Annotated in this window: 18 protein-coding genes and 1 pseudogene; 9 read left to right on the forward strand and 10 right to left on the reverse strand. The window is 52.2% G+C overall.

Features of this window, described 5'->3' with window-relative positions:
• Window positions 1-64 precede the first annotated feature (64 nt).
• Entirely contained in the window at window positions 65-1567 is a 1503-nt protein-coding gene (cls, locus tag BJP58_RS17620) for a cardiolipin synthase (RefSeq protein ID WP_194539949.1), read from the reverse strand.
• Window positions 1568-1769: 202 nt separating this feature from the next.
• On the opposite strand from cls, the gene BJP58_RS17625 reads away from it, so the two are divergent.
• The 5 genes from BJP58_RS17625 (at window position 1770) to BJP58_RS17645 (ending at window position 7470) form a co-directional block, all read left to right on the forward strand.
• A complete protein-coding gene (locus tag BJP58_RS17625) occupies window positions 1770-2366 on the forward strand; it encodes a TetR/AcrR family transcriptional regulator (RefSeq protein ID WP_194539950.1) in 597 nt (198 codons plus the stop codon).
• A gap of 105 nt (window positions 2367-2471) precedes the next feature.
• Window positions 2472-2813 (forward strand): DMT family transporter, encoded by a 342-nt coding sequence (locus BJP58_RS17630; RefSeq protein WP_194539951.1) that lies wholly within the window; start codon window positions 2472-2474, stop codon window positions 2811-2813.
• Window positions 2813-3127: a DMT family transporter gene (locus BJP58_RS17635; RefSeq protein WP_194539952.1), complete on the forward strand. Its 315-nt coding sequence runs from the start codon at window positions 2813-2815 to the stop codon at window positions 3125-3127. The genes BJP58_RS17630 and BJP58_RS17635 overlap by 1 nt, the downstream gene beginning before the upstream one ends.
• A gap of 151 nt (window positions 3128-3278) precedes the next feature.
• On the forward strand, window positions 3279-4214 hold the full coding sequence (locus tag BJP58_RS17640) for a TetR/AcrR family transcriptional regulator (RefSeq protein WP_194539953.1): 936 nt from the start codon (window positions 3279-3281) through the stop codon (window positions 4212-4214).
• A gap of 46 nt (window positions 4215-4260) precedes the next feature.
• Window positions 4261-7470, forward strand: coding sequence for an efflux RND transporter permease subunit (locus tag BJP58_RS17645; RefSeq protein WP_194539954.1), 3210 nt, complete (start codon window positions 4261-4263; stop codon window positions 7468-7470).
• A gap of 77 nt (window positions 7471-7547) precedes the next feature.
• Here the strand turns inward: BJP58_RS17645 and BJP58_RS17650 are convergent, their stop codons facing one another.
• Window positions 7548-8225: a TorD/DmsD family molecular chaperone gene (locus tag BJP58_RS17650; protein WP_194539955.1), complete on the reverse strand. Its 678-nt coding sequence runs from the start codon at window positions 8223-8225 to the stop codon at window positions 7548-7550.
• 341 nt (window positions 8226-8566) lie between these two features.
• Here BJP58_RS17650 and moaA point away from each other — a divergent pair, with 341 nt between their 5' ends.
• The gene (moaA, locus tag BJP58_RS17655; protein ID WP_194539956.1) at window positions 8567-9571 is read left to right on the forward strand and encodes a GTP 3',8-cyclase MoaA; all 1005 of its coding nucleotides are present in this window, start codon (window positions 8567-8569) and stop codon (window positions 9569-9571) included.
• Between the two features lie 145 nt (window positions 9572-9716).
• Here the strand turns inward: moaA and mobA are convergent.
• A pseudogene (mobA, locus tag BJP58_RS17660) lies at window positions 9717-10372 on the reverse strand (molybdenum cofactor guanylyltransferase).
• A gap of 147 nt (window positions 10373-10519) precedes the next feature.
• Here mobA and BJP58_RS17665 point away from each other — a divergent pair.
• A complete protein-coding gene (locus BJP58_RS17665) occupies window positions 10520-11800 on the forward strand; it encodes an MFS transporter (RefSeq protein ID WP_442953910.1) in 1281 nt (426 codons plus the stop codon).
• A 148-nt stretch (window positions 11801-11948) separates the two neighbouring features.
• On the opposite strand, the gene BJP58_RS17670 is transcribed toward BJP58_RS17665, so the two are convergent.
• Together BJP58_RS17670 and BJP58_RS17675 are read right to left on the reverse strand one after the other, a co-directional pair.
• Window positions 11949-13667 carry a glutamine--tRNA ligase/YqeY domain fusion protein gene (locus tag BJP58_RS17670; RefSeq protein ID WP_194539957.1) on the reverse strand — a complete coding sequence of 573 codons (1719 nt, stop codon included), beginning with the start codon at window positions 13665-13667 and terminating at the stop codon, window positions 11949-11951.
• On the reverse strand, window positions 13664-13831 hold the full coding sequence (locus BJP58_RS17675) for a hypothetical protein (RefSeq protein ID WP_194539958.1): 168 nt from the start codon (window positions 13829-13831) through the stop codon (window positions 13664-13666). Before BJP58_RS17675 ends, BJP58_RS17670 begins: the two co-directional genes overlap by 4 nt.
• 112 nt (window positions 13832-13943) lie before the next feature.
• On the opposite strand from BJP58_RS17675, the gene BJP58_RS17680 reads away from it, so the two are divergent.
• On the forward strand, window positions 13944-14198 hold the full coding sequence (locus BJP58_RS17680; RefSeq protein ID WP_071218900.1) for a DUF2164 domain-containing protein: 255 nt from the start codon (window positions 13944-13946) through the stop codon (window positions 14196-14198).
• A 39-nt stretch (window positions 14199-14237) separates the two neighbouring features.
• Complete coding sequence (locus tag BJP58_RS17685) at window positions 14238-14786, forward strand: GNAT family N-acetyltransferase (protein WP_113059576.1); 549 nt, start codon at window positions 14238-14240, stop codon at window positions 14784-14786.
• A 123-nt stretch (window positions 14787-14909) separates the two neighbouring features.
• Here the strand turns inward: BJP58_RS17685 and BJP58_RS17690 are convergent, their stop codons facing one another.
• The 5 genes from BJP58_RS17690 to BJP58_RS17710 form a co-directional block, all read right to left on the reverse strand.
• Window positions 14910-15569, reverse strand: a complete 660-nt coding sequence (locus BJP58_RS17690) for an MOSC domain-containing protein (protein ID WP_194539959.1) — start codon at window positions 15567-15569, stop codon at window positions 14910-14912.
• 229 nt (window positions 15570-15798) lie between these two features.
• Window positions 15799-16296, reverse strand: a complete 498-nt coding sequence (locus tag BJP58_RS17695) for a GNAT family N-acetyltransferase (RefSeq protein ID WP_194539960.1) — start codon at window positions 16294-16296, stop codon at window positions 15799-15801.
• An 83-nt stretch (window positions 16297-16379) separates the two neighbouring features.
• Window positions 16380-19757, reverse strand: a complete 3378-nt coding sequence (locus BJP58_RS17700; protein ID WP_442953911.1) for a GH36-type glycosyl hydrolase domain-containing protein — start codon at window positions 19755-19757, stop codon at window positions 16380-16382.
• Window positions 19758-19797: 40 nt separating this feature from the next.
• A complete protein-coding gene (gene bglX / locus BJP58_RS17705) occupies window positions 19798-21963 on the reverse strand; it encodes a beta-glucosidase BglX (RefSeq protein WP_194539961.1) in 2166 nt (721 codons plus the stop codon).
• A 198-nt stretch (window positions 21964-22161) separates the two neighbouring features.
• Window positions 22162-22923, reverse strand: coding sequence for an alpha/beta hydrolase (locus BJP58_RS17710; protein WP_194539962.1), 762 nt, complete (start codon window positions 22921-22923; stop codon window positions 22162-22164).
• Between the last annotated feature and the right edge of the window lie 5 nt (window positions 22924-22928).

A 22928-nucleotide genomic window follows, 5' to 3' on the forward strand; every position in this document is an offset into this window, starting at 1 on the left:
TTCAATAGTATGTATGTACTCGTATGAAGGCGGTCTAGGCCTGAATGGCCAACCTCCGCTTGGCCTACAGCAGAGGTGACATCAGTCGGGCGGCCGACTCCAGCAGCCGGGTCATGATTCTCTTTTTACGGGTATGGTTGCGATCGTACAGGAGGGCGGATTCCAGATCCTGCTCGAAATCGGATACCAGCCTGCCAACACTTTCCGTATGAACGAGTAAAGCGTTAACCTCAAAATTAAGGTGGAAGCTCCGCATGTCCATGTTAGCCGTGCCAATGGTTGCAACCTCGCCGTCAACGATCAGCAGCTTCGAGTGCATGAACCCTTTTTCATATTCATATACCCTTACCCCGGCGTCCAGCAGATCCGGAAAATAGGAATGGGAAGCCAGAAAGGGCAGCCATTTGTCCGGCTTCGAAGGAAACAGAATCCGTACATCAAGACCGGACAGGGCAGCAACCCTGAGCGCGGTGAATATGTCTTCATCCGGTATAAAATACGGCGTAGCCAGCCATACCGACTTGCGAGCCGACACAATCATGGAGAAGAAAATGTTCTTCAGGGCTCTTCGCTCATTGTCCGGTCCGCTTGCGATAATCTGAACGGCACCGGCACGACTCTCCAGTAAATCCGGTGAATAATAGATCGGCTCACTCGGCTGCTCTCCCGTCATGTACTGCCAATCCTGCAGAAAGACAACCTGGAGCGTTCTGACGGCCTCTCCGCGAACAAGCATATGGGTATCACGCCAGAAACCGAATGCCTTGCTGCGGCTTAAATACTCATCCCCTACATTCAATCCCCCAACGAATCCGACACTCCCGTCAATCACAACGATTTTGCGATGATTGCGGTAATTTACACGGCTCGTGAAGAAAATCGTCTTTGGACTGCCGAATACGGCGACCTGTACACCCGCATCCCTCATCTCCTGCAAAAAGGAAGGCGGCAGCTGCAAGCTGCCAACGGCGTCCACCATAAACCGAACGGCAACCCCCTCTCTCGCCTTCCGAATTAATATTTCCTGGATCTGCGTTCCGATCGCATCCGGACGGTAAATGTAATATTCCATATGAATGTGATGCGCCGCTTGCTCCAGCTCCGTTATCAAGGCTGCAAATGTCTCCTCCCCGTCGGTCAGCACCTTGGTATCGCTCGAGAAGGAAATCGGCGTGCGTGCCAGGCGGGTAGACAGCTGAAGGAGCTGCTGCACTTCGGGCTTAAAGCAGGAAATGTCCGGGGTGTTCTTGCGGAGCACTTCGCTGGTGTATACCAGAACGTCCTTACGTGCCTTTTTGTCGTATTTCCTTCGCTTGAAATAGTTCTGTCCAAACAAAAAATAAAACACAAGCCCCACGATAGGGACTAACGCCAAGAGCAGAATCCAGGCCATCGTGCTGGTGGGATGACGGTTCTCCATAAAAATCATGAAACCGATGGATACTACGGTTAGCGTGGAGAATATCCCGATAATGGTCCCGGTCGTCTTCCCGAAATAATCCAGGCCAAAATAATAAAACGCGAACAAAAGCGCGGTAATCAATACAGCCTGTATTCCCTTTCTCATATCGTATACCCCTTGTTCTTCATCGTTAATGTCTCTATGTATGTACGATGCTGGTCACACCATATTCTACATGATCTCCCCCAGGAACTAAAGACTGTTCTCCGCGAGCTGACAAGGGACCGACGCCCCAAAATAAAATATTGACAATGGTAACGCCATTTGTTAAAAATATAACTAACGACCGTTAGTTAGGAGGAGTGTTATGAGTGCCGCCGATATTAAGCAATCCGCCCTTGCCCACTTTGCCAAAAACGGTTACGAAGGGGCATCGCTAAAACATATTGCAGACGACTGCGGGATCAAAAAACCGTCGATTTACGCCCATTTTTCGAGTAAGAACGATTTGTTTCTGCAGGTGCTTCAGGACGTATTCCAGCGTCAAGAGGAGTCGATGGTGGCCTATTTTCTAAACCATGCCGATTGGCCGCTGGAGCAGCAGCTGCACGGATTTCTTGAAAGCCGTCTCCAAGCCTATCGTCTGGATGATGAAGTGCGGTTCTTCATGCGAATGGCCTTCTTTCCGCCAAGTACGCTGTATGACGAAGTGATGGCGATGGTGTATCCGCTGCTGGATCAACAGGAGCAGAACTTGTCGAGGCTGCTTGCCGCGGGCTGTCCGGAGCATGGACGTATCATCCGTCATCCGCGCAATGCGGCGATTGCCTTTATGACCTTGGTGGATGGAATCCATCTGGAAACCGTGTACGGCGGGGAAGAACGGGCCATGAGACGTCTTGCAGCTGCTTGGCCAGTGTATTGGTTAGGGGTAACAAAGCAACGATATAACCACAAGAGTTAATGTCTCCTAATTTACGCATAATAAAGAGACTTAAGGAGAATAGGAACAGGAATCGGTAACCGTGAGGGGTTACTGTTGTTTTCATAAAAGGAGTGAACCATCATAATGAATCGCAACTGGATTTTTGTGCTGCTTGGTGGATTGGTTGAAATCATATGGGTGATGGGTTTGAAGCATTCCTCCAACATCTGGGAATGGATTGGAACCATAGCCGCCATTGCAGTCAGCTTCTATCTTATTATCGAGGCAGCCAAACGGCTGCCGGTCGGAACGGTGTATGCCGTATTCACGGGAATCGGTACAGCCGGAACGGTCGCGTCGGAGATGCTGTTCTTCGGTGAACCGTTTAAACTGGTCAAGGTGCTTCTGATCTGTGTGCTGCTGGCAGGCGTCATTGGCCTTAAGCTGGTTACGGCTGATCATGCGGAACCGGAGGTGAGCAAGTAATGGCTTGGATTGCACTTGTGTTTGCAGGATTGTTCGAAATCGGCGGCGTCATCGGCATCAAAGGCGTGTCGGAGCGCAAGGGATGGCAATATGTACTGATTTTGGCCTTATCTTTTGCCGCCAGCTTCTCCCTCCTCTCCTACGCCATGACCGTACTGCCTATGGGTACCGCTTATGCCATCTGGACGGGAATCGGGACGGTGGGCGGCGCCATCACAGGGATGCTCCTGTTCGGTGAACCGAAGGAATGGCGGCGCGTGCTCTTTATCGCCATGATCCTGTGCTCGGCTGTCGGTCTGAAATTGATCAGTTAATTACTTTTGTAAAATTTCATAAGTTTTCAGAACCTAACGTAAAGGACGACCGTAGTAAAGTTGAAACGGTCGTTCTTTTTCATATATAATAACTCTTGACCTTATGGTCAATCCAAGAACCGCAAAGTTCTCAAGTGAGGTGAGCTATTGATTGGCTGATAAAACGGCAGAAAAACGACAGCAAATTCTCATCACTGCGATGCAGCTGTTTTCCGCGAAGGGCTCTTCGGATACCTCCATGCAGGAAATCGCCGAAGTATGCGGGATGTCGAAAGGCAGCCTCTATCTTCATTTCAAGTCCAAAGAGGAACTGGAAAAGAGCATTTACGAGCATATCGCAAGCCGGATTAAGGATGAGATTCTCCGGGTCGACCACGATCCGCTTCTCGGACCCAAGGAGCAGCTGCGCAAGCAGACGGAAGTGCTTTTGATCCATTTTCTGGAGATCCGGGAATTTCTTCTGAAGCAGTTCCATGATCAGATGCCGGGGAAACCGCCTTTTGACAAGGAAAACATGCGACAGGAAATGCTGGCTGCATTGCAGTGGTTTAACAATAAGCTGAAATCCATTTATGGACCCGAAGTAGAGCCATACACATTGGAAATCGGCATGTTTATGGGCAGTATGCTGGGTTCGTATATCCACTTCCTGTTCATGCCCGGGTTCCATTTGAATGTGGGAATCACCGCTGATCACCAGATTCAGCTGCTCGATGATATTGTGGACAGTATTCTGCGCAGACGGCCCGAGCCCCTGATCCCAATGGAGGCGGTGGGGCAATTGGGCCAATTATGCCAAACCGACATTCGCACAACTCGTCACCCGCTCATCGTCATTAAGGCGATGAAGAATGAACTAAAGAAGATTCAGGTAGAGACGGATGTCCGGGAAGATGCAATGGAGTCGCTCCATATTATGGAGAAGGAACTGCTTGCCATCCAGCCCAGCCGAGCCGTTCTGAAAGGAATGCTTGCTAACTTGGAAGGGATCGAGGACCTTGAAGCATTGTATAAGGAGCTCAAGGGCAACATCATTACTGTGCTGGAAAGCTATCTTACACCAGGTGGAATTATGCAGGAAAGTTAGTTTTAGTTAGAGACATAGAGTTTTGGAGAGGAGAGAGAATCGCCTAATGAAAGGAATTATCAATTTCTCGCTGCGCAACAAGTTTGCGATCTGGCTGCTGACCATCATCGTCAGCTTCGGTGGGTTATACAGCGGACTGACGATGAAACAAGAAACCATTCCGGATATTAACGTCCCGTTCTTAAGTGTCACCGCGATCTATCCGGGCGCCGCTCCTGAAGGGGTTGTGGAGGATGTTACCAAACCGCTCGAGACGAGACTTCGCAATATCGACGGCGTCAAGACCGTAACCTCCACTTCCATGGAGAATGCAGCCAATGTCATGGTTGAGTTTGATTATGGTAGTGATCTGGACAACGCTACGGCTGCTGTTCGTGAAGCCATTAACGAGGTAAAGCTGCCCGACGACGCTCAGAAACCTACCATATCCAAATTCAGCATGAGCTCCATGCCGGTTGTCTCCCTAAGTATTGCGAACAAAGACAACATGGCATTGGATGAATTGACACGCATCACAGAGAATGACATCGTTCCGGAGCTGGAGGATTTGGACGGCGTTGCTTCCATCCAGGTAGCCGGACAATTCGTGAACGAGGTACAGCTTAAGTTTAATCAGGACAAACTGAACGAGCTTGGCTTGACGGAGGATACCGTTAAAGGTATCGTGCAGGGTTCCGCGCTGTACGTTCCGCTCGGCATGTTCGAAATGGACAAATCCCAGAAGGCCGTGGCTATTGATGGCGGCATTATCGGCATTGACGATCTGAAAAATATCGCTATTCCGGTTGTTCCGGGCGGCGGCGGTGCAGCTGCCGGAGCCGGCGCTCCGAATGCCGGGGCAGGTCAACAACCATCGCAGCAGCCTTCCGGTGACGCAGCTGGGGCAGGCCAACAAGGCGCTCCTGGATCCGGTGCAGCTGCAGGCGGAACAAGCGGTGCTCCTGCCGTTCCAACCGGCATTCCAACCGTAAAACTCAGCGAGATTGCCAAAATTGAAGTTATTGGAACCTCGGAATCCATCTCCCGCACCAACGGGAAGGAATCGATCGGTATCCAAATCGTGAAAGCCAACGACGCCAATACGGTGGACGTTGTCAATCAGGTGAAAGACAAGGCAGAGGAATTGAGAGGCCTCTATCCTGGCATGGATCTGACGATCATGCTGGACCAAGGCAAGCCGATTGAAGACTCTGTTCATACGATGCTCTCCAAGGCATTATTCGGCGCATTGTTCGCCGTTCTGATCATAATGGTCTTCCTGCGCAACATCCGTTCGACAATTATATCGATTATTTCGATCCCATTGTCCTTGCTGATTGCTGTGCTCTGTCTGAGACAAATGGATATCACCCTGAATATGATGTCACTCGGTGCCATGACCGTTGCCATCGGCCGGGTTGTCGATGACTCGATCGTCGTTATCGAGAATATCTACCGGCGCATGTCCCTCTCGACCGAGAAATTAACGGGCCGTGAGCTCATCAGCGCCGCTACACGCGAAATGTTTGTACCGATCATGTCCTCCACTATCGTAACCATCGCGGTATTCCTGCCGCTTACCCTGGTCAGCGGTATGGTCGGAGAGCTGTTCATGCCATTTGCATTGACGATGGTCTTCGCACTGCTCGCTTCCCTGGTCGTAGCGATCACGCTCGTGCCCGCTATGGCGCACAGCCTGTTCCGCAAAGGCTTGAAGAACAAACATGATCATGCGGAGAAACCGGGCGCAATGGCCCGCGGGTATCGTTCCATTCTGAAATGGACGCTGAATCACAAAGCCATTACATTCCTGGCAGCCATCGCGTTGTTGGCAGGAAGCTTGTTCCTGACGAAGTACCTTGGCGTTAGCTTCATTCCGGAACAGGAAGACAAATATGCCATGGTGACTTATTCTCCTGAGCCCGGCGTCATGCTGGAGGATGTGGAGGAACGCGCATTAAAAGCGGAGAAATTGATTCTGGATCAACCTGGAGTCGAAACGATGCAGTACTCCATCGGCGGAAGCAATCCGCTTGGTATGGGATCAGCGAATTCCGGATTGTTCTATATTATGTATGACCCGGACACGAAAAACTTCGAAGATGTTAAAAAAGCCCTTGTCGAGGATCTTGCCAAGGAAGTACCGGACGGTACTTGGTCCAATATGGACATGGCAGCCGGCGGCTTTGGCGGCGGCCAGTTAACGGTTAACGTCTTTGGCGATTCTCTGGAGCAGATCAAGCCGGTAGCTGATCAAATTGCAGAGCTTGCCAACAAGGATACAGCCACTTTCGAGAATGCAGAAACCAGCTTGTCCGAAGCGTTCGAGCAGTATACGCTGGTTGCTGACCAAGAGAAGCTGAGCTCCCTTGGCCTGACCGCAGGACAATTGGCAATGAAGCTGTCTCCCGTACGGGAACGTCCGGTCTTGACCGAAGTCAAAATTGAGGACAAGACTTACAATGTTTACATTGAAACGGACAGCAAGACCTATAAGAGCATCAAAGAAATCGAGAACGAAACCGTCACCTCTCCACTCGGTATCGAAGTGCCGATCAAGGACGTGGCCAAGGTGGAAAAAGGAACGACTCCTGACTCTATTATGCGCATCGACGGGAAAATGGTTGTGACCGTCACAGCCGATATCCTGTCCAGCGATGTTGGGTCGGCCTCCACTAACCTGGAGACTGAAGTGAACAAGCTTGAGCTTCCAGACGGCGTATCCGTCCAGTTCGGAGGCGTTACCGAGCAAATCAACGAAACCTTCGGACAGCTTGGACTCGCCATGCTGGCAGCCATTGCGATTGTATACTTTGTGCTTGTGGTTACATTCGGTGGCGGTCTCGCACCGTTCGCCATCCTGTTCTCGCTGCCGTTCATTGTCATCGGAGCCATTATCGGTTTGCTTGTTACAGGCGAGACACTGAACGTGTCTGCACTCATGGGCGTACTCATGCTGATCGGTATCGTCGTGACCAATGCGATTGTATTGATCGACCGCGTGATCCATATGGAACGCGAAGGCATGAGCACCCGCGAAGCCCTGCTTGAAGCCGGCGCTACCCGTCTTCGTCCAATTCTTATGACGGCACTCGCAACGATCGGCGCTCTCCTGCCACTCGTATTCGGTTGGGAGAACAGCGCAGGCATCATTTCGAAAGGACTTGGCATCACGGTTATCGGCGGTCTGATCAGCTCGACGCTGCTCACACTCGTGGTGGTACCTATCGTGTACGAGTTCCTGATGAAGTTCAGCAAAAAAAGAATCGAAGATTAATTAGAACATCAAAGCCCCGGCTTCCTACATTAGGAGGCTGGGGCTTTTTTTGATGACTATGATATGGTCCTGGCTCGCTAATGTACCAGCACAGCTTCCCTGGAATGCTTCCACGTCTTCAGCATGTTCAGATCCTGTGCGAGGAACTCCTCGAGCAGACTGAATACCGACTGATAAAGCGGGCTTTCCGTGGAGCCTTTTAGATCCTTGCAGAGGGATGGCACCCATGACAACAGATGCTCCTCCAGAAACTTCTCTTGAACCTCCATCAATTGCAGCATGCTATGTTCACAATACGTATTGTTCAGCATACGGTCATGAAGCAGTGTCATAAATTCCAGTTCAATGGCTATATGATCGTCCGCTTCCCCGTGCAGTTTATTAAAGGCAACACCGACGGATGCATAACAATCGGCTAAATCCTGAGCGCATCCATCCTTCGTGTAATGAGACTTTGCCGCTTGACGCTGTTTGGACTGCTGAAGCAATCGGCGGTATTCCGCCCCTTCGTATTCGCAAATCCGAACCAATTCCTCAGGTGAGCGTCCACATAAATAGGTCATCAGGTCCGTACCGGCCTTCGAACACTCCGCAGCCTTGCTTATTCCGCTTCCGCGGCTCCATTCCGCAATCATAGACAAGCTGGGCCAATTGCCCAAAAAATCGATGAGCAGCTCGTAGACCGTACCCCGGTTTTCAAGCCATCTGTGACAGACGTCAGGCACCTCCAAAGTTTGAACAGGTGATATCGCCATATCGAACCTCCTATTGGTAACCTTTCTTGTTGGATGTGATATCCTTGACAGTATATCTTAGATGAACGTCTAATGAAAGCAGTTTGAAATGATTTCCGAAAATTTCGGAAAAATCAGGAAACTTTCGGAAATCTAGAATGTCACTACTCGCTTTCAAGGGGAGAAAGCTTTTGTCCACAGCTTCAATATACTGGATCCCGAAAGCGTTTTCTGTGATACTTCTCACAAATCCTTGAACTTATCCACGCAGCTTGTCCGGCTGACATGACCCTTACAATGCATTGACTCCCGTTCGGGGAATGGCTACAATGTGACCATGCATGCTATAAAGGGGGATTTCCATGATCGAACCGCTTAAAGATTCTTTCGGTCGGGTCCATGATTATATTCGTATCTCGGTGACAGATCGATGCAATCTTCGTTGTGTCTATTGTATGCCGGAAGAAGGGATGGAATTCCAACCTCCCGATCAGATTATGAGTTATGAAGAGATCGCAGCGATCATGCGCGTCCTTGCCCCAATGGGTGTCTCCAAAGTACGCCTTACCGGCGGCGAGCCGCTGGTACGCAAGGATCTGGAATCCTTGGTCCATATGATTGCTTCCATTGAAGGAATTCAAGATATATCCCTGACTACCAACGGGATCATGCTCCCCTCCAAAGCTCACCTGCTTAAGGAAGCCGGACTTACCCGAATCAACATCAGTCTGGATTCGCTTCATGAGGATCGCTACGCGCGCATTACGCGCGGCGGTCAAGTGCGTAAAGTGCTGGAAGGCATTGAAGCCGCATATGAAGCCGGCCTGGATCCCATCAAACTAAACATGGTGTTAATGAAGGGCTTCAACGAAGACGAAATTCGCGACTTTATCGCGCTGACGCTCGATCGTCCCCTACATGTCCGCTTTATTGAATACATGCCGATCGGGCAAGCGTCCGATGCCTGGCGAGATTCGTATCTGCCGCTCAGCCGGGTATCCGAAGTGTGCCAGGAGGCGGGTTGGACCATTCAGGAAGAGCAGGGGCCATCCGGCAACGGACCTTCACGAAATATGAAGGTGGTTGGAGCTACAGGAACCTTCGGTCTGATCCATCCGGTCAGCGATCATTTCTGCGATTCCTGCAACCGCCTCAGACTGACGGCTGACGGCCACATCAAGGCTTGCCTGTACTGGTCCGACGAATTTAACGTGCGCCGCGTCGTCGATGATCCTTCCGCGGTGGCAAACCTGTTCCGCAAAGCGCTGGGTTCCAAACCGTTGAATCATGAAATGGCGCTCGCGCTCGAGAAAAAAATGCAAAGCCATACCCCAACCGTCCGGCGTATGTCACAGATCGGCGGATAAACCGTCGGCTGTGCGTATAATAGCCGAAGGCAGTCATATGGTTGATATTAAAATCCCCGCCAAGCATTTAGCTGGCGGGGTTTTTTTTATGATGAATACCGTTTCGTCGTGCTTTTGCACACCTTTATTCAGCTATAGAAATCTACTATCTATCCTCAGGCAAGTCCGCATTCATCAGGCCGCCTGCTGCCTCGTATTCCCCAGGCGTGTTCATATTAAATAAAATTTTGCGCGGATCAAGACCCGTAATTGCCTCTAATTGCTCCTCGTGCACGAAGACGGCATTCAGCTCCTGCACCCACTCCACCATGCGAAGTTGTCCCTTGTTCAGCCTGCGTTCAAGGCCTTCTACGATTTCTTTGCGATATGCCGCAAGCAGCGGATGCACCCTGCCTTCTACAACAGGAATTACAGCATCGGCGGTGAGCTGCTGATTCGCCAGATACAGCAATCCCCGAAGGAAACGCTCATGGATATGGGGCATGTCGCACGCAGCGACCATATTCCATGTGCTTTGGGATGACTTGAGCGCTGCATGAAGACCCGCCATCGGGCCTTGCCCGACATAACGGTCGGGAATGCATTCCAATCCGAGAAATTGATAAGACTCGGGGTATTGGTGGATAGGATGACGCGGCCGCTAACCCCGTCAAGCGCCTGGACCGTTCGCTCGATCAAACTCATTCCCTGCATGGGCAGAAGCGCCTTGTTTCTTCCCATTCTCCGGGAGGCCCCGCCTGCAAGTACGATACCCGTCACCTGATCCGGCGAAAAGCCGACATCTATGGGTTGACCGCTCATATATTCTACCAGCCTTTCTTACACGTTGTAAAAAAACTTGATTCAGTTTATAGGTTAATAACCAGAATAATGGAAAATCATTTAAAAGTTGGTTTGTATCCCTTTTCAATGCGTGATACATTGAAAGGGAAAGCGGCTATTTTTTCGATGCCGCGATTGTGGATTGTATTCGGTTTGAAAGGAATGACCTACTTGCGGAATATGGACAACGCCCAACCTTCGCTGATATCGCTCAAGCTGTTCAACTTCTTCATTTACGGAACCATGGTCATCTTCACCGGTTTCTTCCAGTTATATTTGCAAGACATCGGCATGAGCAAAATTGAAATCGGCAGCCTGATGGCGATCGCGCCATTTGTGTCCATCTTCGCCAATCCGTTCTGGGGGTTCTGGGGTGATCGGGCGGCAAACATCAAGCGGATACTGCTGATCATGATGACCGGTACGCTGCTGCTGGTTCAGCTTGTATTTCAAGCGAATACCTATGCAATGATATACATGACAATGATTTTCTTTTATTTCTTCCAGACTCCGATGTTCTCGCAGACAAATTCGCTGATTCTAACCTATATTGAGGGGACGCAGCAAAAGTTCGGCTCCTTCCGGCTATGGGGCTCGCTCGGATGGGCGCTGACGGCCATCGCTGCAGGGCCTGTCATCGATCGGCTCGGGTCAGGGCGCATCGCCATCGTGTTCTCGATTATGCTGCTGGTGGCGGCCGTGTTCATGTTTACGCTGCCCTCTATCCAGAAGACGACAGCATCGGCATCGGTCAGCCTTAGAGGACTCGGTAGACTGTTTCTGAACTCCTATTTTGTCTGTTTTATCCTGTTAGGCATTATGGTATCCATCCCGAACACAGCTAATAACACTTTTATGTCCCTGTACATCCTGGAGCTTGGTGGTACCAAGCAGATGGTAGGCCTTGCGATCTTCTTCTCGTCGATATTCGAAGTGGTGATCTTCATTCTGTTTGACCGCTTCCTGAAACGAAAAATCAATGTCTTGGTCGGCTGCCTAACGATTGTCAGCCTGCTCTTCGCCCTCCGCTGGCTGCTGATGGCGGAAGCCAACAGCGCGCTGGAGGTGGCCTTCATCCAGCTCCTGCACTGCGTAACCTTCGGCGGCTATTTCTATGTCGGCGTGCAGCTGACGATGCTGTTTGTACCAACGCCGTATCGCGCTTCCGGACAAGCGATCTATACCTTAAGCTGGAGCGGCATATCCGGCGTCATCGGCGGTCTTGCCGGCGGCTGGATGTTCCAGAACTTCGGGGCGCAGATCATGTACTTCACCGGCACGATGCTTGCCATTGTGGGTGCCATCGGTTTTGGCTGGATGTGGTACAACCTTCGCAAGCACGGGTATCAGCCACTGCATCCGGACGATCTCGATAGCGACGAGATGGAGGAATACGCTGCGAGTTAGACCGTGGTCCTGTACCAAGCCGTTCACTAAGATGGTATTATCGTAAATATAACAAGACTCGAATGAATCCTGTAACGGAATCTTCGAGTCTTGTTTACGTTATAGAGCACAGGAGACTTCTTAAACGCGCCTATACCATTATCTTGATTTAGTTCTTCGGAAGCTGGAACGAGCTCTTCAGGGAGACCACGCGGTTAAATACCGGACGTCCTGGCTGCGAATACTTCGAGTCGACGTTGAAATATCCATGGCGGAAGAACTGGAACTTGTCCTGCGGCGCAGCATCCTTCATATTCGGTTCCACGAATCCCTGCACGATTTGCAGCGAGTTCGGGTTGATGTCGTCCAGGAAGGACTTCTCGGCAGTTGCTTCTTCCGCCTCGCCTGCAACCTCCTGCACCAATTCGGCTTCTTCCTCTTCGTCCTTGAACAGCGGTTCGAACAGGCGGAATTCAGCAGGTACGGCCTGCGTGGCTTCCACCCAGTGAATCGTTCCCTTCACCTTGCGTCCGGTAAAGCCGCTGCCGCTCTTCGTCTCCGGATCATACGTGCAGTGGATCTCGACGACCTTGCCGTTCTCGTCTTTAATGACGTCATTACACTTGATGAAGTACGCATGCTTCAAACGGACCTCGTTGCCGGGGAACAAGCGGAAATATTTGTTCGGAGGATCTTCCATGAAATCTTCCTGCTCAATATAAATCTCGCGCGAGAACGGAATCTGGCGAATCCCCATCTCCGGATTCTCCGTGTTGTTCTCGGCGTCCAGCCATTCGATCTGACCTTCAGGGTAATTCGTAATGACCACCTTCAGCGGGTCCAGCACAGCCATCGTACGCGGCGCCTTCAGCTTCAGGTCCTCACGGATAAAGTGTTCCATCACTTGACGGTCCACCGTTCCGTACGCCTTCGAAATTCCCGTCTCAAACACGAAGTTGCGAATGGCTTCAGGCGTATACCCCAAGCGGCGAAGTCCGGAGATCGTCGGCATGCGCGGATCATCCCAGCCGTCCACCACATTCTCGTCGACGAGCTGCTTCAGTTTACGCTTGCTCGTAACCGTCTGCGCCACGTTCAGACGTCCGAATTCGTACTGATGCGGCGTGCTGTCCATCTCGCATTCGGCCACAACCCAATCATAGAACGGTCGTTGATCCTCAAACTCCAGGGAGCACAGGGAATGCGTAACCCCTTCAATGGCATCCTCCAGCGGATGGGCAAAAGCGTACATCGGATAAATGCACCACTTGTCGCCTGTATTATGATGATGCGCGTGAGAGATCCGGTAGATGACCGGATCCCGCAGATTAATATTCGGCGAAGCCATGTCGATCTTGGCGCGCAGCACGCGTTCTCCGTTGGCGAATTCCCCTTTGCGCATCCGCTCGAACAGATCCAGATTCTCTTCCACGCTGCGATCCCGGTATGGACTATTATGCCCTGGCTCGGTCAGGGTTCCGCGCGTTTCGCGGATTTGGTCGGCGGATTGGTCATCCACATAAGCTTTCCCTTTCTTAATCAGCAACACGGCACGATTGTACATCTCTTCAAAATAATCGGACGCGTACCGCAGCTCTTCCCAATCGAATCCGAGCCACTTCACGTCCTCCTTAATGGAGTTAACATACTCAATGTCTTCCTTCACCGGGTTCGTATCATCGAACCGCAAGTGCGTCCGTCCGCCGAATTCATCGGCCAGTGTGAAATTGATCCATATGGCCTTGGCATGTCCAATATGCAAGTAGCCGTTCGGCTCCGGCGGAAAGCGGGTAACGATTTCCTTGACTTTACCGGACTTCAGGTCTTCGGTAATAACATTTTTTATGAAATTGGAGGGGGTTCCCCGATGGTTCTCCACGTTGATCAACCTTTCGTCCTGTAATTTCTGTCTATCTCCTGTATAAACGTGTTTCCCTTAAATATACCTGTAATGCCGCGATTGTTCAAGGAATTCGGCACCTCCGTGCCGCAAGTCGCCAGCTTGCGATGAGGATTCGGCAAGCAGTCTGCTCCCAGCATCTTAACCCGCACACAGAAGATTCTCCCACAACCGAAAATGCCGGCGAAAATCGTTTTGACGGGGGCTGGTCAATAGGGTAGCATGGAGAGAAAAACAGCTATGAAGGAGGCCTGCAATCATCTTATGAAACCTACCAAATTCCCTAAAGAACAACGCGAACAGCTGATTGGACTGGTTCAGGAATACTTTGAGACCGAGCGCGGCGAAACCCTCGGCCATCTAGCCGCAGAGGGTGTTCTTGATTTTTTCACGGAGACCTTAGGGCCTCATCTATACAATCAAGCGCTCAGCGACTGCAGAACGGTTGTTAGTCAGCGTATGATTTCCCTTGAAGAGGATATTTACGCATTGGAACAAAAAGTGAAGCGGACTCGTTAAAGTTACATACACTTCACGAGAGAACAAAGGAGATACCTTATGTTTGGATACACATTAGACGACCATGTTGAATTGCGCCCGCTTGCCATAGAGCATGCACGGGCGATGTTCGAGATTACCGATCGTTCCCGGGACCGCCTGCGCAAGTGGCTTCCGTGGGTGGATGCCGTCACCGAGGTCAACGATACCGTCAATTATATCAAAGGCGCCATGAAGCAAGCGGCCGAGAACGGCGGCTTCTCGGCCGGCATCTGGGTCCGCGAGGAGCTGGCAGGCACCATCTCGTTTCATGAGATCGATTGGAACAACCGCTCGGTCAGTATCGGATACTGGCTGGATCAGCATTTCACGGGGCAAGGCCTGATGACAAGCGCATGCCGCGCGTTCACGGATCACGCGCTGATGCGCATGGGCCTGAATCGGGTGGAGATCCGCTGTGCAACGGCTAACCATCGCAGCCGGGCCATTCCGGAACGGCTGGGGTTTGTGCTGGAGGGAGTCATAAGGGAAGCCGAGAAGCTGCCCCAAGGCTATGTTAACCACGCGGTCTACGGCATGATTCAGAGCGAATGGAAGCGGATGAGGTAACCTCTATATCCGGAACAAAACCGGCTTGAATCCTACGATAAGGACGCAAGCCGGTTTTGTTGTCTGTATGTGTTCTAGAATATAGGCTGACCTTGGCTTAGAAGCCTGGCAAGAACCATCGTCTCACTCCTGATTCTCCCGCAGGGTCTCCAGCCACTTGCCGAACTGCGACTTCAGGCTGGCTGACAGCACATCGATCTCCAGCATGCGGGACAATCCGCGTTCATCCTTCCGTCCATCCTTCATTATGCGAAGCACGTCCTGCACCGTTATGCCGGAAGCATGGGACTCAAGCTGAGTGACCGCGGAATCGGCACGGACATCCCCTTCCTCCAGGACTCGAAAGTAAAACCCGCTGTAGCCCGTATTCAATACTCTTGCCGGCATATCTTTCACGCCATGCTTTTGCGACAGCTTAAAGCAGGGATATCGGGGCTGGCTGACCTGTACCACCGCGTCGCCTATCCGGTATACATCCCCGATGCAGACCCGATCCTCCAGCATCCCCCGCAGCGTCAGGTTTTCGCCAAAGGCAGCATACGCCATCTGTTTGCCCAAGGAGTGTTCCCAATAAGGATAATGCTCGAAGGGGTACGCGCACACCGCCTTATCCACGCCGCCGTGATTGACGAGATCGGCCTGACCATCCCCCTCGAAATTCAATGAACTTAGGAACAAGGGACCCTCCACAGGCTGCTTATAGATTCCCGTGGACAGGTCCTTTCCCTGGTAATCAACCGTTACAGGCTTTCCCACATTCAGCGATACAATGCCCATAGTCATGGAAAATAACCTCCGCCTTCTTTTCTTTTCATCTACTATATGCAATAGCGTATGCCCTTGTCCAGAAGCCGTTTTAAGTGGCGGGCCAAATAACATAAGGCCAACCAGAAAACCCTGGTTGGCCTTGACATATGAAACAGCCCGGCAAGCTGCCGGACTGTTCAACCCTATGACCTTCATCTCTCTGCCGCTCGGTAAACGGCCTAGAGGGATATCATGATGTGATCCATCATGATAAGAAGCAGCACATTAAGATATCATCGACGTAACGTCCATCCACATAAAACTCCTGAATCAGCCTGCCCTCTTCCTGAAACCCGCAGTTCCTGTAAAAAGCGAATGCGCCAGGATTGCTGGACAGCACCCGCAGCCTCAGCTTCGAAATGCCCTCCGCACGCGCCATATCCTTCACGGCATCGATCAGCCGCTGCCCGATGCCCTGCCGTTGATAGGCAGGGTGAACCGCGATGTTCAGCTCCAGCACATGACGATTACTGTGAAGGCTTGTGGGCGACCGGAATCCGATGTAACCGCACAGTTCCCCCTCATGCAAGGCCACGAGCTGTGTGCCTGGCGGACAATGCAGAAGATAATGATCTCTTGAGTTCCACTCCAATGGGGCAGGGGCCGTATTGCGATCCCATACCAGTTCGTCGAGTTCCATGAGTGCAGCAGCATCCTTCATCTCGGAGAACCGGATGGTCAATGTCTCTTGACCGGTCTTCATCGCCATCCCTCGCTTTGATAACCATTCCCTCTATTATATCAGACCGGTTTGCTTCTTGCAGACGAGTTTCACGGGGTCAAGAATTATTGTTCATGAATAGAGGCGTAAATATCCACGACGCAATCGGTGCCACCCTCTCCGGCCAATCGTTTGAAATCCGCACCTGCAATACGAACGCCGCCTGTGCGATATCGGTTCCGGATCGCATCTGCTGCTACATCCTGCCCGTTAATCGTAATGCGGGTCCCCTCGGAACGATCCACGTGATAAATGAACGTTACCGCCATCCCCGCGTAGTTAAATTGGAACTCCAGGCCATCCAGCGTCTTCGGCAGGACCGGATCAATCACCAGGTCTCCTCCCGCTTCGCGAATGCCAAGCGCATTAGATATCAATTGATTCATGTAGATCCCCGGACCACTGGAATAAATCCGCCATCCGCCTTTGACAGGTACGCTTCCGCTGCGCAGCGCATCAAACGATTCCTGCGCTTCATAGCGCGTGTTGAACTTTCCGTCCGAGCTGCTGAAATACGCGTTGCTCTGACGCAGCTCCGCATTCGGCACAACTTCGGCAATGCCGATCGGATTGATGCGCTCAAGCCCGCTCCACACCTCGCTGCTCTTGCCGAGCTTGGCCATCGCCTCTACATAACGGATGTGCGCATGCACATATTGAAGGCCAACCTCCCGGCCAAAATTCGCCGCCTGCTCCGCCCGCTTAAAGTGCGTGCTGACACCGCCGGCATATACGGCTGGACGGTTCATCAATCTAACGCCGTCCGGACAGAACAGCTGCTCACGGATAATCTCATAATGGCTTGCTGCCTGCTCCGGCGTCAACAGCTCGCTGATCATGCTGCGCGTCATCGGAAGCAGCCGGTACTGGATTCCCGTTTCCTGATCGGACGGATGCAGCAGGAATTTGCTCTGCTCTTTGCTCTCCATATAGACAAAGCCGGGAATAACTTCAGAATTCAAAATATACGTATTGAAATCCCGCTGAATTCCTTCCGCGAGATCCCCCATGGCATCGGACATCGCTTGGTCCACAGGCTCCATGACCTGGGAGAACTGTTTCAAGGTCTGATAGGTCAAAGCCACCGTCCAGCTGCTGACCATGAACTGCTTCAGCTGCGCGTTAGCCGGCTGAAGCGTATCATCCCAATCCCCGTCTCCATAAGAAGACAGATAGGTATCATGAAGGAAGTGATTTTGAATATAGGCCATTTGCTTCTTCACATGCTCAAGCACGGTGTACGTCTGCTCCGTGAAATCGAAGCTGTGCTTTCTCGTGTATGGAACGGCAGACTCCAGTATGCTGTAATCGTTAGTGACCGCCAAATAATCGCCCAGCACCTTAAGCGGCCATACGATAATGTCGCCGTGGCTCTCTTCCTGCTGGATATGGGCGTACTTATCAAACATGAACCACTGCGGCCAATTTCCGTCATCCTCATACTGGTGGGAGTACACTTCAAGCAGGATATCGCGTACCTGCTCGTATTTATGCGTAGCCATGAAATATTCAACAGGACCTTGGCATACATCGCGTGTTCCCCACGCTGCGCCGCCATATTGTTCCAGGCCGTGCGGTACCGAATAGTGAACGAGCATATTATGCGTATACCACCAGGCCAGCGCATTCACCTTGAACAAGCCGCCTTCCTGTCCATTCTTCAGGCTCAGATGGAACCCGTTCATGACAGACGCGTAGAACGAGCGGTAGCTTGCAATCTCTTCATCGGCTACCCGCGCCGCAAGCGGAGCGTTCGCTGCATCAAGGCTGCCTTGTACCGTCATGGTCCATTCCACACTCTCACCAAGCTCAAGTACTGTCAAGGAGGCACTGTCAGGCGCGATGTTGCTTGCCAGACAAGTTTCGTCCGTCACCTGCACATCGGCTCCCGTCACCCCAAGGCGATAATGCAAATCCTTATACACGGAAGCGCTGAGCGAAGCCGAATCGGCACGGAACGTAATGATGCCGTCTTCCTGAACCCTATGATACGGGACTTCATATTCGTTCACATCCATCGTGACCTGCATGGTGACCAAATAACGGTACGCTCTTCCGCTCTCGGAACGGACTTGGAGCGTAACCTCCGGTGCCGCGGCAGACGTGAAGTTCGTAATGATCAGCATGTCGCTTTCGGTCTTATAGTACCACCGTACATAGTTAAAGCCGATCTCGAACACGGACGGCATCGTCAAGAGGCGATATTCCCCGTCCATCTCGACATATATCCGCTGTCCGGATGTCTTAGGCACGTTTAGTGCATTACGAGCATGACTCATCATTTTGTTAAAATTCGTGTTCCCCGTCACCAGCTGGGAATTAAACACGCCATACATGTAGGAGGTTGTCGTAATGACAGGGCTGCCCAGCTTCACATTGTTGCCGCTCATCAAGATATGCCCGTGCGGACGCTCCACGCGAAGCTCCTTCTCCTTCAAAACGATATGCTCATAGGTATCCGTGAAGAACGAGAGCAGCTCCTCCCCGTCACGCTCTTCTTGGCGGCGTACAGGATACAAAGCGTTCAATTCGTCTGCCGTCAGCGGCAATGTGCGAAGAGGTTCCCCGAAGCGCTTGGATCGCTCCGACCGAGGCAGCTGTTGGCCCGTCTCCGTCAACCGGCTCGCTGCAAACTGTTGCCACGCAGCCTGAAGCTCATCCTGGAATTCAAGCGACGTAACTGCTTCCGGATGATCCTCTTTAAACATGCCGTAAAATACGAACCGAGCCGTGCCATTCAGCGCAACGCGAGGGGACTGCAGAGCCGTATAGGCAAACTCATATTGATACACCTCATTCGGCAGACTCTCCTTGGATAAAGCCACCGCCTGATTCGTTTCTTTATAGGAAAGGCCGAAGAACTGAAAGCCATCCGTTGCATACCCGACTGCAGAAGTCATCGCCCCCTGTTGAAGATACGGGAATTTGCCTCCCTGCGGCTGATTTTGACGTGAGCACACGACATACCCCAGATCTTCCTGCCGGAACACAGCATGGTCAATGTACTGGGACAAATAGGCCTCATTGTTACGAACGGCACCAGGTTGGGCGATGCCGATATCCTGTCCATACACGACGTCGGCTTGAATTCCTTCCCCCCGGAGCTCGACGTCCCAGAACCACGCGCCGGTATCCGTTGGGGTAAACAAAACCTTATAACCTACTCCCTTGACGCTGCCTTCCCACATCATCCGGTTATCCGCGTGAGTGACCACGCTGTTGGAGTGTACTCCGAGCATAGGAACGGCCTGAATGCCGCTCTCAGTATGGATTCTCAGAAACAAATTGTTAAGGGAGCCGTCAATCGAATTGGAGAGCAGCTGATTGATCATCGTCGTGCCGTAAGTGGCTTGATAAAGATCACCGCTAGGCAAAAAGGAAAACGTCAAATCTCCCGCCTGGAGTACAATCTTCGCATCGTTCATTACATGATTGGCTGTCACAAGTTTCACTTCCTATTCTGCATAAATGATGTTAGTCGAGTTATTTCCGAAGCCGAAAACGTCTTGTCTCCGTATCCCGGCTATTCTTTCCAACCATAATGTCGAACTCGCCCGCATCGCTGGTGAAAGACAGATCCGAGTGGTGATAGCGCAGCTGTTCTTCGGTCAGCGTAAACGTGATTTCCTGTCGTTCGCCCGGCTGCAGCAGCACCTTGCGGAAAGCCTTCAGCTCACTGACAGGCCTAACGACCTCTCCGGATCGGTCGCGGACGTACAGCTGAATCACTTCTTCACCGGCGATATCGCCGGCATTCGTCACCGAAACCGTAATTTCAAGCGGCTGGTCCGGGAACATTTCATCCGCCGACAGCGTCATCTTTCCGTATACAAACTCCGTATAACTGAGGCCGAATCCAAACGGAAACAGCGGCTCATTCGGAATGTCCAAATATTGCGATACATAGCGTACCTGCGCATCGGGCGCATCCTTCGGACGGCCGGTGTTAAAATGGTTGTAGTATACCGGCACCTGTCCCACGGAATAAGGGAACGACATGCTGAGCCGGCCGGAAGGATTCGCTTCGCCCGTCAGCAGTGCAGCTACAGCCGCCCCGCCTTCACTTCCCGGGAACCAGGCTTCCAGCACAGCCTCCGCTTCGTCCAGCACCCCATGCAGATCCAGCGGACGACCGTTGAACAATACGGCAACCATCGGCTTCTCCAGCGTTTTCAAATGCTGAATCAGCTCGAGCTGCGGTTGTGGCAGCGTTATAAACCCACGGCTGCCCGCTTCGCCGCTCATCTCGGAATCCTCGCCCAGCGCAAGCACAATCACGTCGGCTTCCTTTGCTGCCTTCATCGCCTCTTCCAACTGCTGCCCGGTCATGGCGTTCACGTTACAACCCTCAGCTACCGTGAGGGCACCGGAAGCCACCTTGGAGCGCAGTCCCTGCTCCAGCGTTACCGCGTCTTCTTTGGAGCCTGTCCAGGACCAGGGGCCAAGAATATCGCCGCTGGCAGCGAACGGGCCGATCAAGGCAACGCGCTGCCCGCCGCGCAGCGGCAGCAGGGAGTCGTTCTTCAGGAGCACGCAGGACTTCGCCGCAGCCTCCCGGGCCGCCTGACGATGTTCCTCGCAGAACACAATCTCCCGTTCCGCCTGCGGATCGGCTCCCCGCACAGGGCGCTCGAACAGTCCAAGCCGCTTTTTCAAAGACAGGATCCGCAGCACCGCTTCATCGATCAGGCTCTCGTCCACCCGGCCTTCACGTACCATTTCAGGTAAATGATGAACATAGCTGGAAGTCATCATCTCGATGTCCACGCCCGCTTCAATGGCTCTTAACGCTGCCTCTGCCTCATCCTCCGCTACCCCGTGTGGAATCAGCTCTTTGACCGCTCCCCAGTCGGAGATCAGCACGCCGTCAAAGCCCCATTCGCGGCGCAGCAAATCACGCATCAGCCGTTTATTGCCCGTAGCCGGTATGCCATCCACCGTATTAAAGGCGGTCATGACCATCTCGACACCTTCGTCCAGCGCAGCCTTGTACGCCGGCAAGTAATACTCCCGCAGCTGACGCTCGGACATGTCCACCGTGTTGTAATCGCGGCCGCCTTCGCCTGCTCCATATGCGGCAAAGTGCTTCACGCAAGCAGCCAGCCGGTTGAGATCGCCGCTCAGGTCCTCCCCTTGGAAACCTCTGACAAAGGCTCTGGCAAATTCACTGTTTAAGTAAGGATCCTCGCCTGTCGATTCCATCACGCGCCCCCAGCGGGGATCGCGCACCAGGTCCACCATCGGCGCAAATGTCACATGCAGGCCGGATACCGCGGCTTCGCGCGCAGCGATTTCCGCACTCCGCTCCGCTAGGCTGGGGTCCCAAGAGCTCCCCATGGCGAGCGGCACCGGAAAGATTGTTTTAAAGCCGTGAACGATATCAGCCATCATCAGCAGCGGAATCTTCAATCGATTCTTGCGCAAATGGGCTTCCTGGACGGCTATCACTTCCTCCGCACCTGCCAAACCCAGCACGGAGCCGGCATTACTTACGATGTCATCGGTGATGCCAAGCGACTCCATCGGTCCTGTAATCTGCCCCGATTCTTGGGTGCCTTCGAAAAAAGGGACGGCCAGTTGTATAAGCTGCGCAATTTTCTCCTCCAGCGTCATCTGCTCGACCAGAGAAAGTAGTTGTTGATCTGCCATTTCCCATCCTCCTTTGTCATTACCGTTCTCTTTTTCACTAATTCGAAACGTTATGATTCTCTCGAAAACAATCAATAATTTCCTGTAACCATATATTTCATAAGCTTTCTACTTACAAATTAACAATCTGAAAATCGAAAAAATCAGCGCTAATCCGCATATAAAATCGAAACGTTTCAATACATGCGGACAAAAAATTCAGGGCAGGGGCAGCCAATCCAGCACCCGCTGAATTTTGCGATCCCAATATCCCCATTCATGACCACCGGGTTCTTCCTCATAGGTGATATGAAGCCCCAGGCTGTCCGCATAGTGTCTAAAGGTCTGATTATCGTTATACAAAAAATCCTCTGTCCCACAGCACTGATACAGCATCGGTTTGTCGCCACTGTATGCCGCGAATTCCGAGGCTAAGAACAGCAAATCGTCCCGGCTTCCTCGCAATCGATCAACGCTTCCAAACAGGGTACGAACTTCTGCCTCCTGGAAGCCCGGTCCTGCAGCGCGGCTGGCGAGATTCAGCCCACCCGACAGGCTTGCGCCTGCCGCGTAACGCTCCGGATAACGAAGCGCCAGCTTGAATGCCCCATACCCGCCCATGGAAATTCCGGCGACAAAGGTATCTTCCCTCCGCCCGGACACCGGAAAGAACGACTGAACGAGCTGTGGAAGCTCCTCGCTCAGGAAAGTAAAGTAAGGCAAGCCGTTTGCCATGTCCATATAATAGCTTCGTCCGACTCCCGGCATCACGAGCGCGATGCCTTTATTCTCGGCATATCGTTCGATGGACGACCTGCGCATCCATTCGGTCTGATCCGCTCCTCGTCCGTGAAGCAAATAAAGCACCGGCAGTTTCGAAGAAGAACCGTACGGCATCAAAGCGGCTTGCGGCAGAAAAACCTCTATGCCGGTAGACAGCTTCAGTATTTCGGAATAAAAATCACACGTGATCCATGCCAAGTTCC

It is taken from the genome of Paenibacillus sp. JZ16 (assembly GCF_015326965.1).
Classification (GTDB): domain Bacteria; phylum Bacillota; class Bacilli; order Paenibacillales; family Paenibacillaceae; genus Paenibacillus_AQ.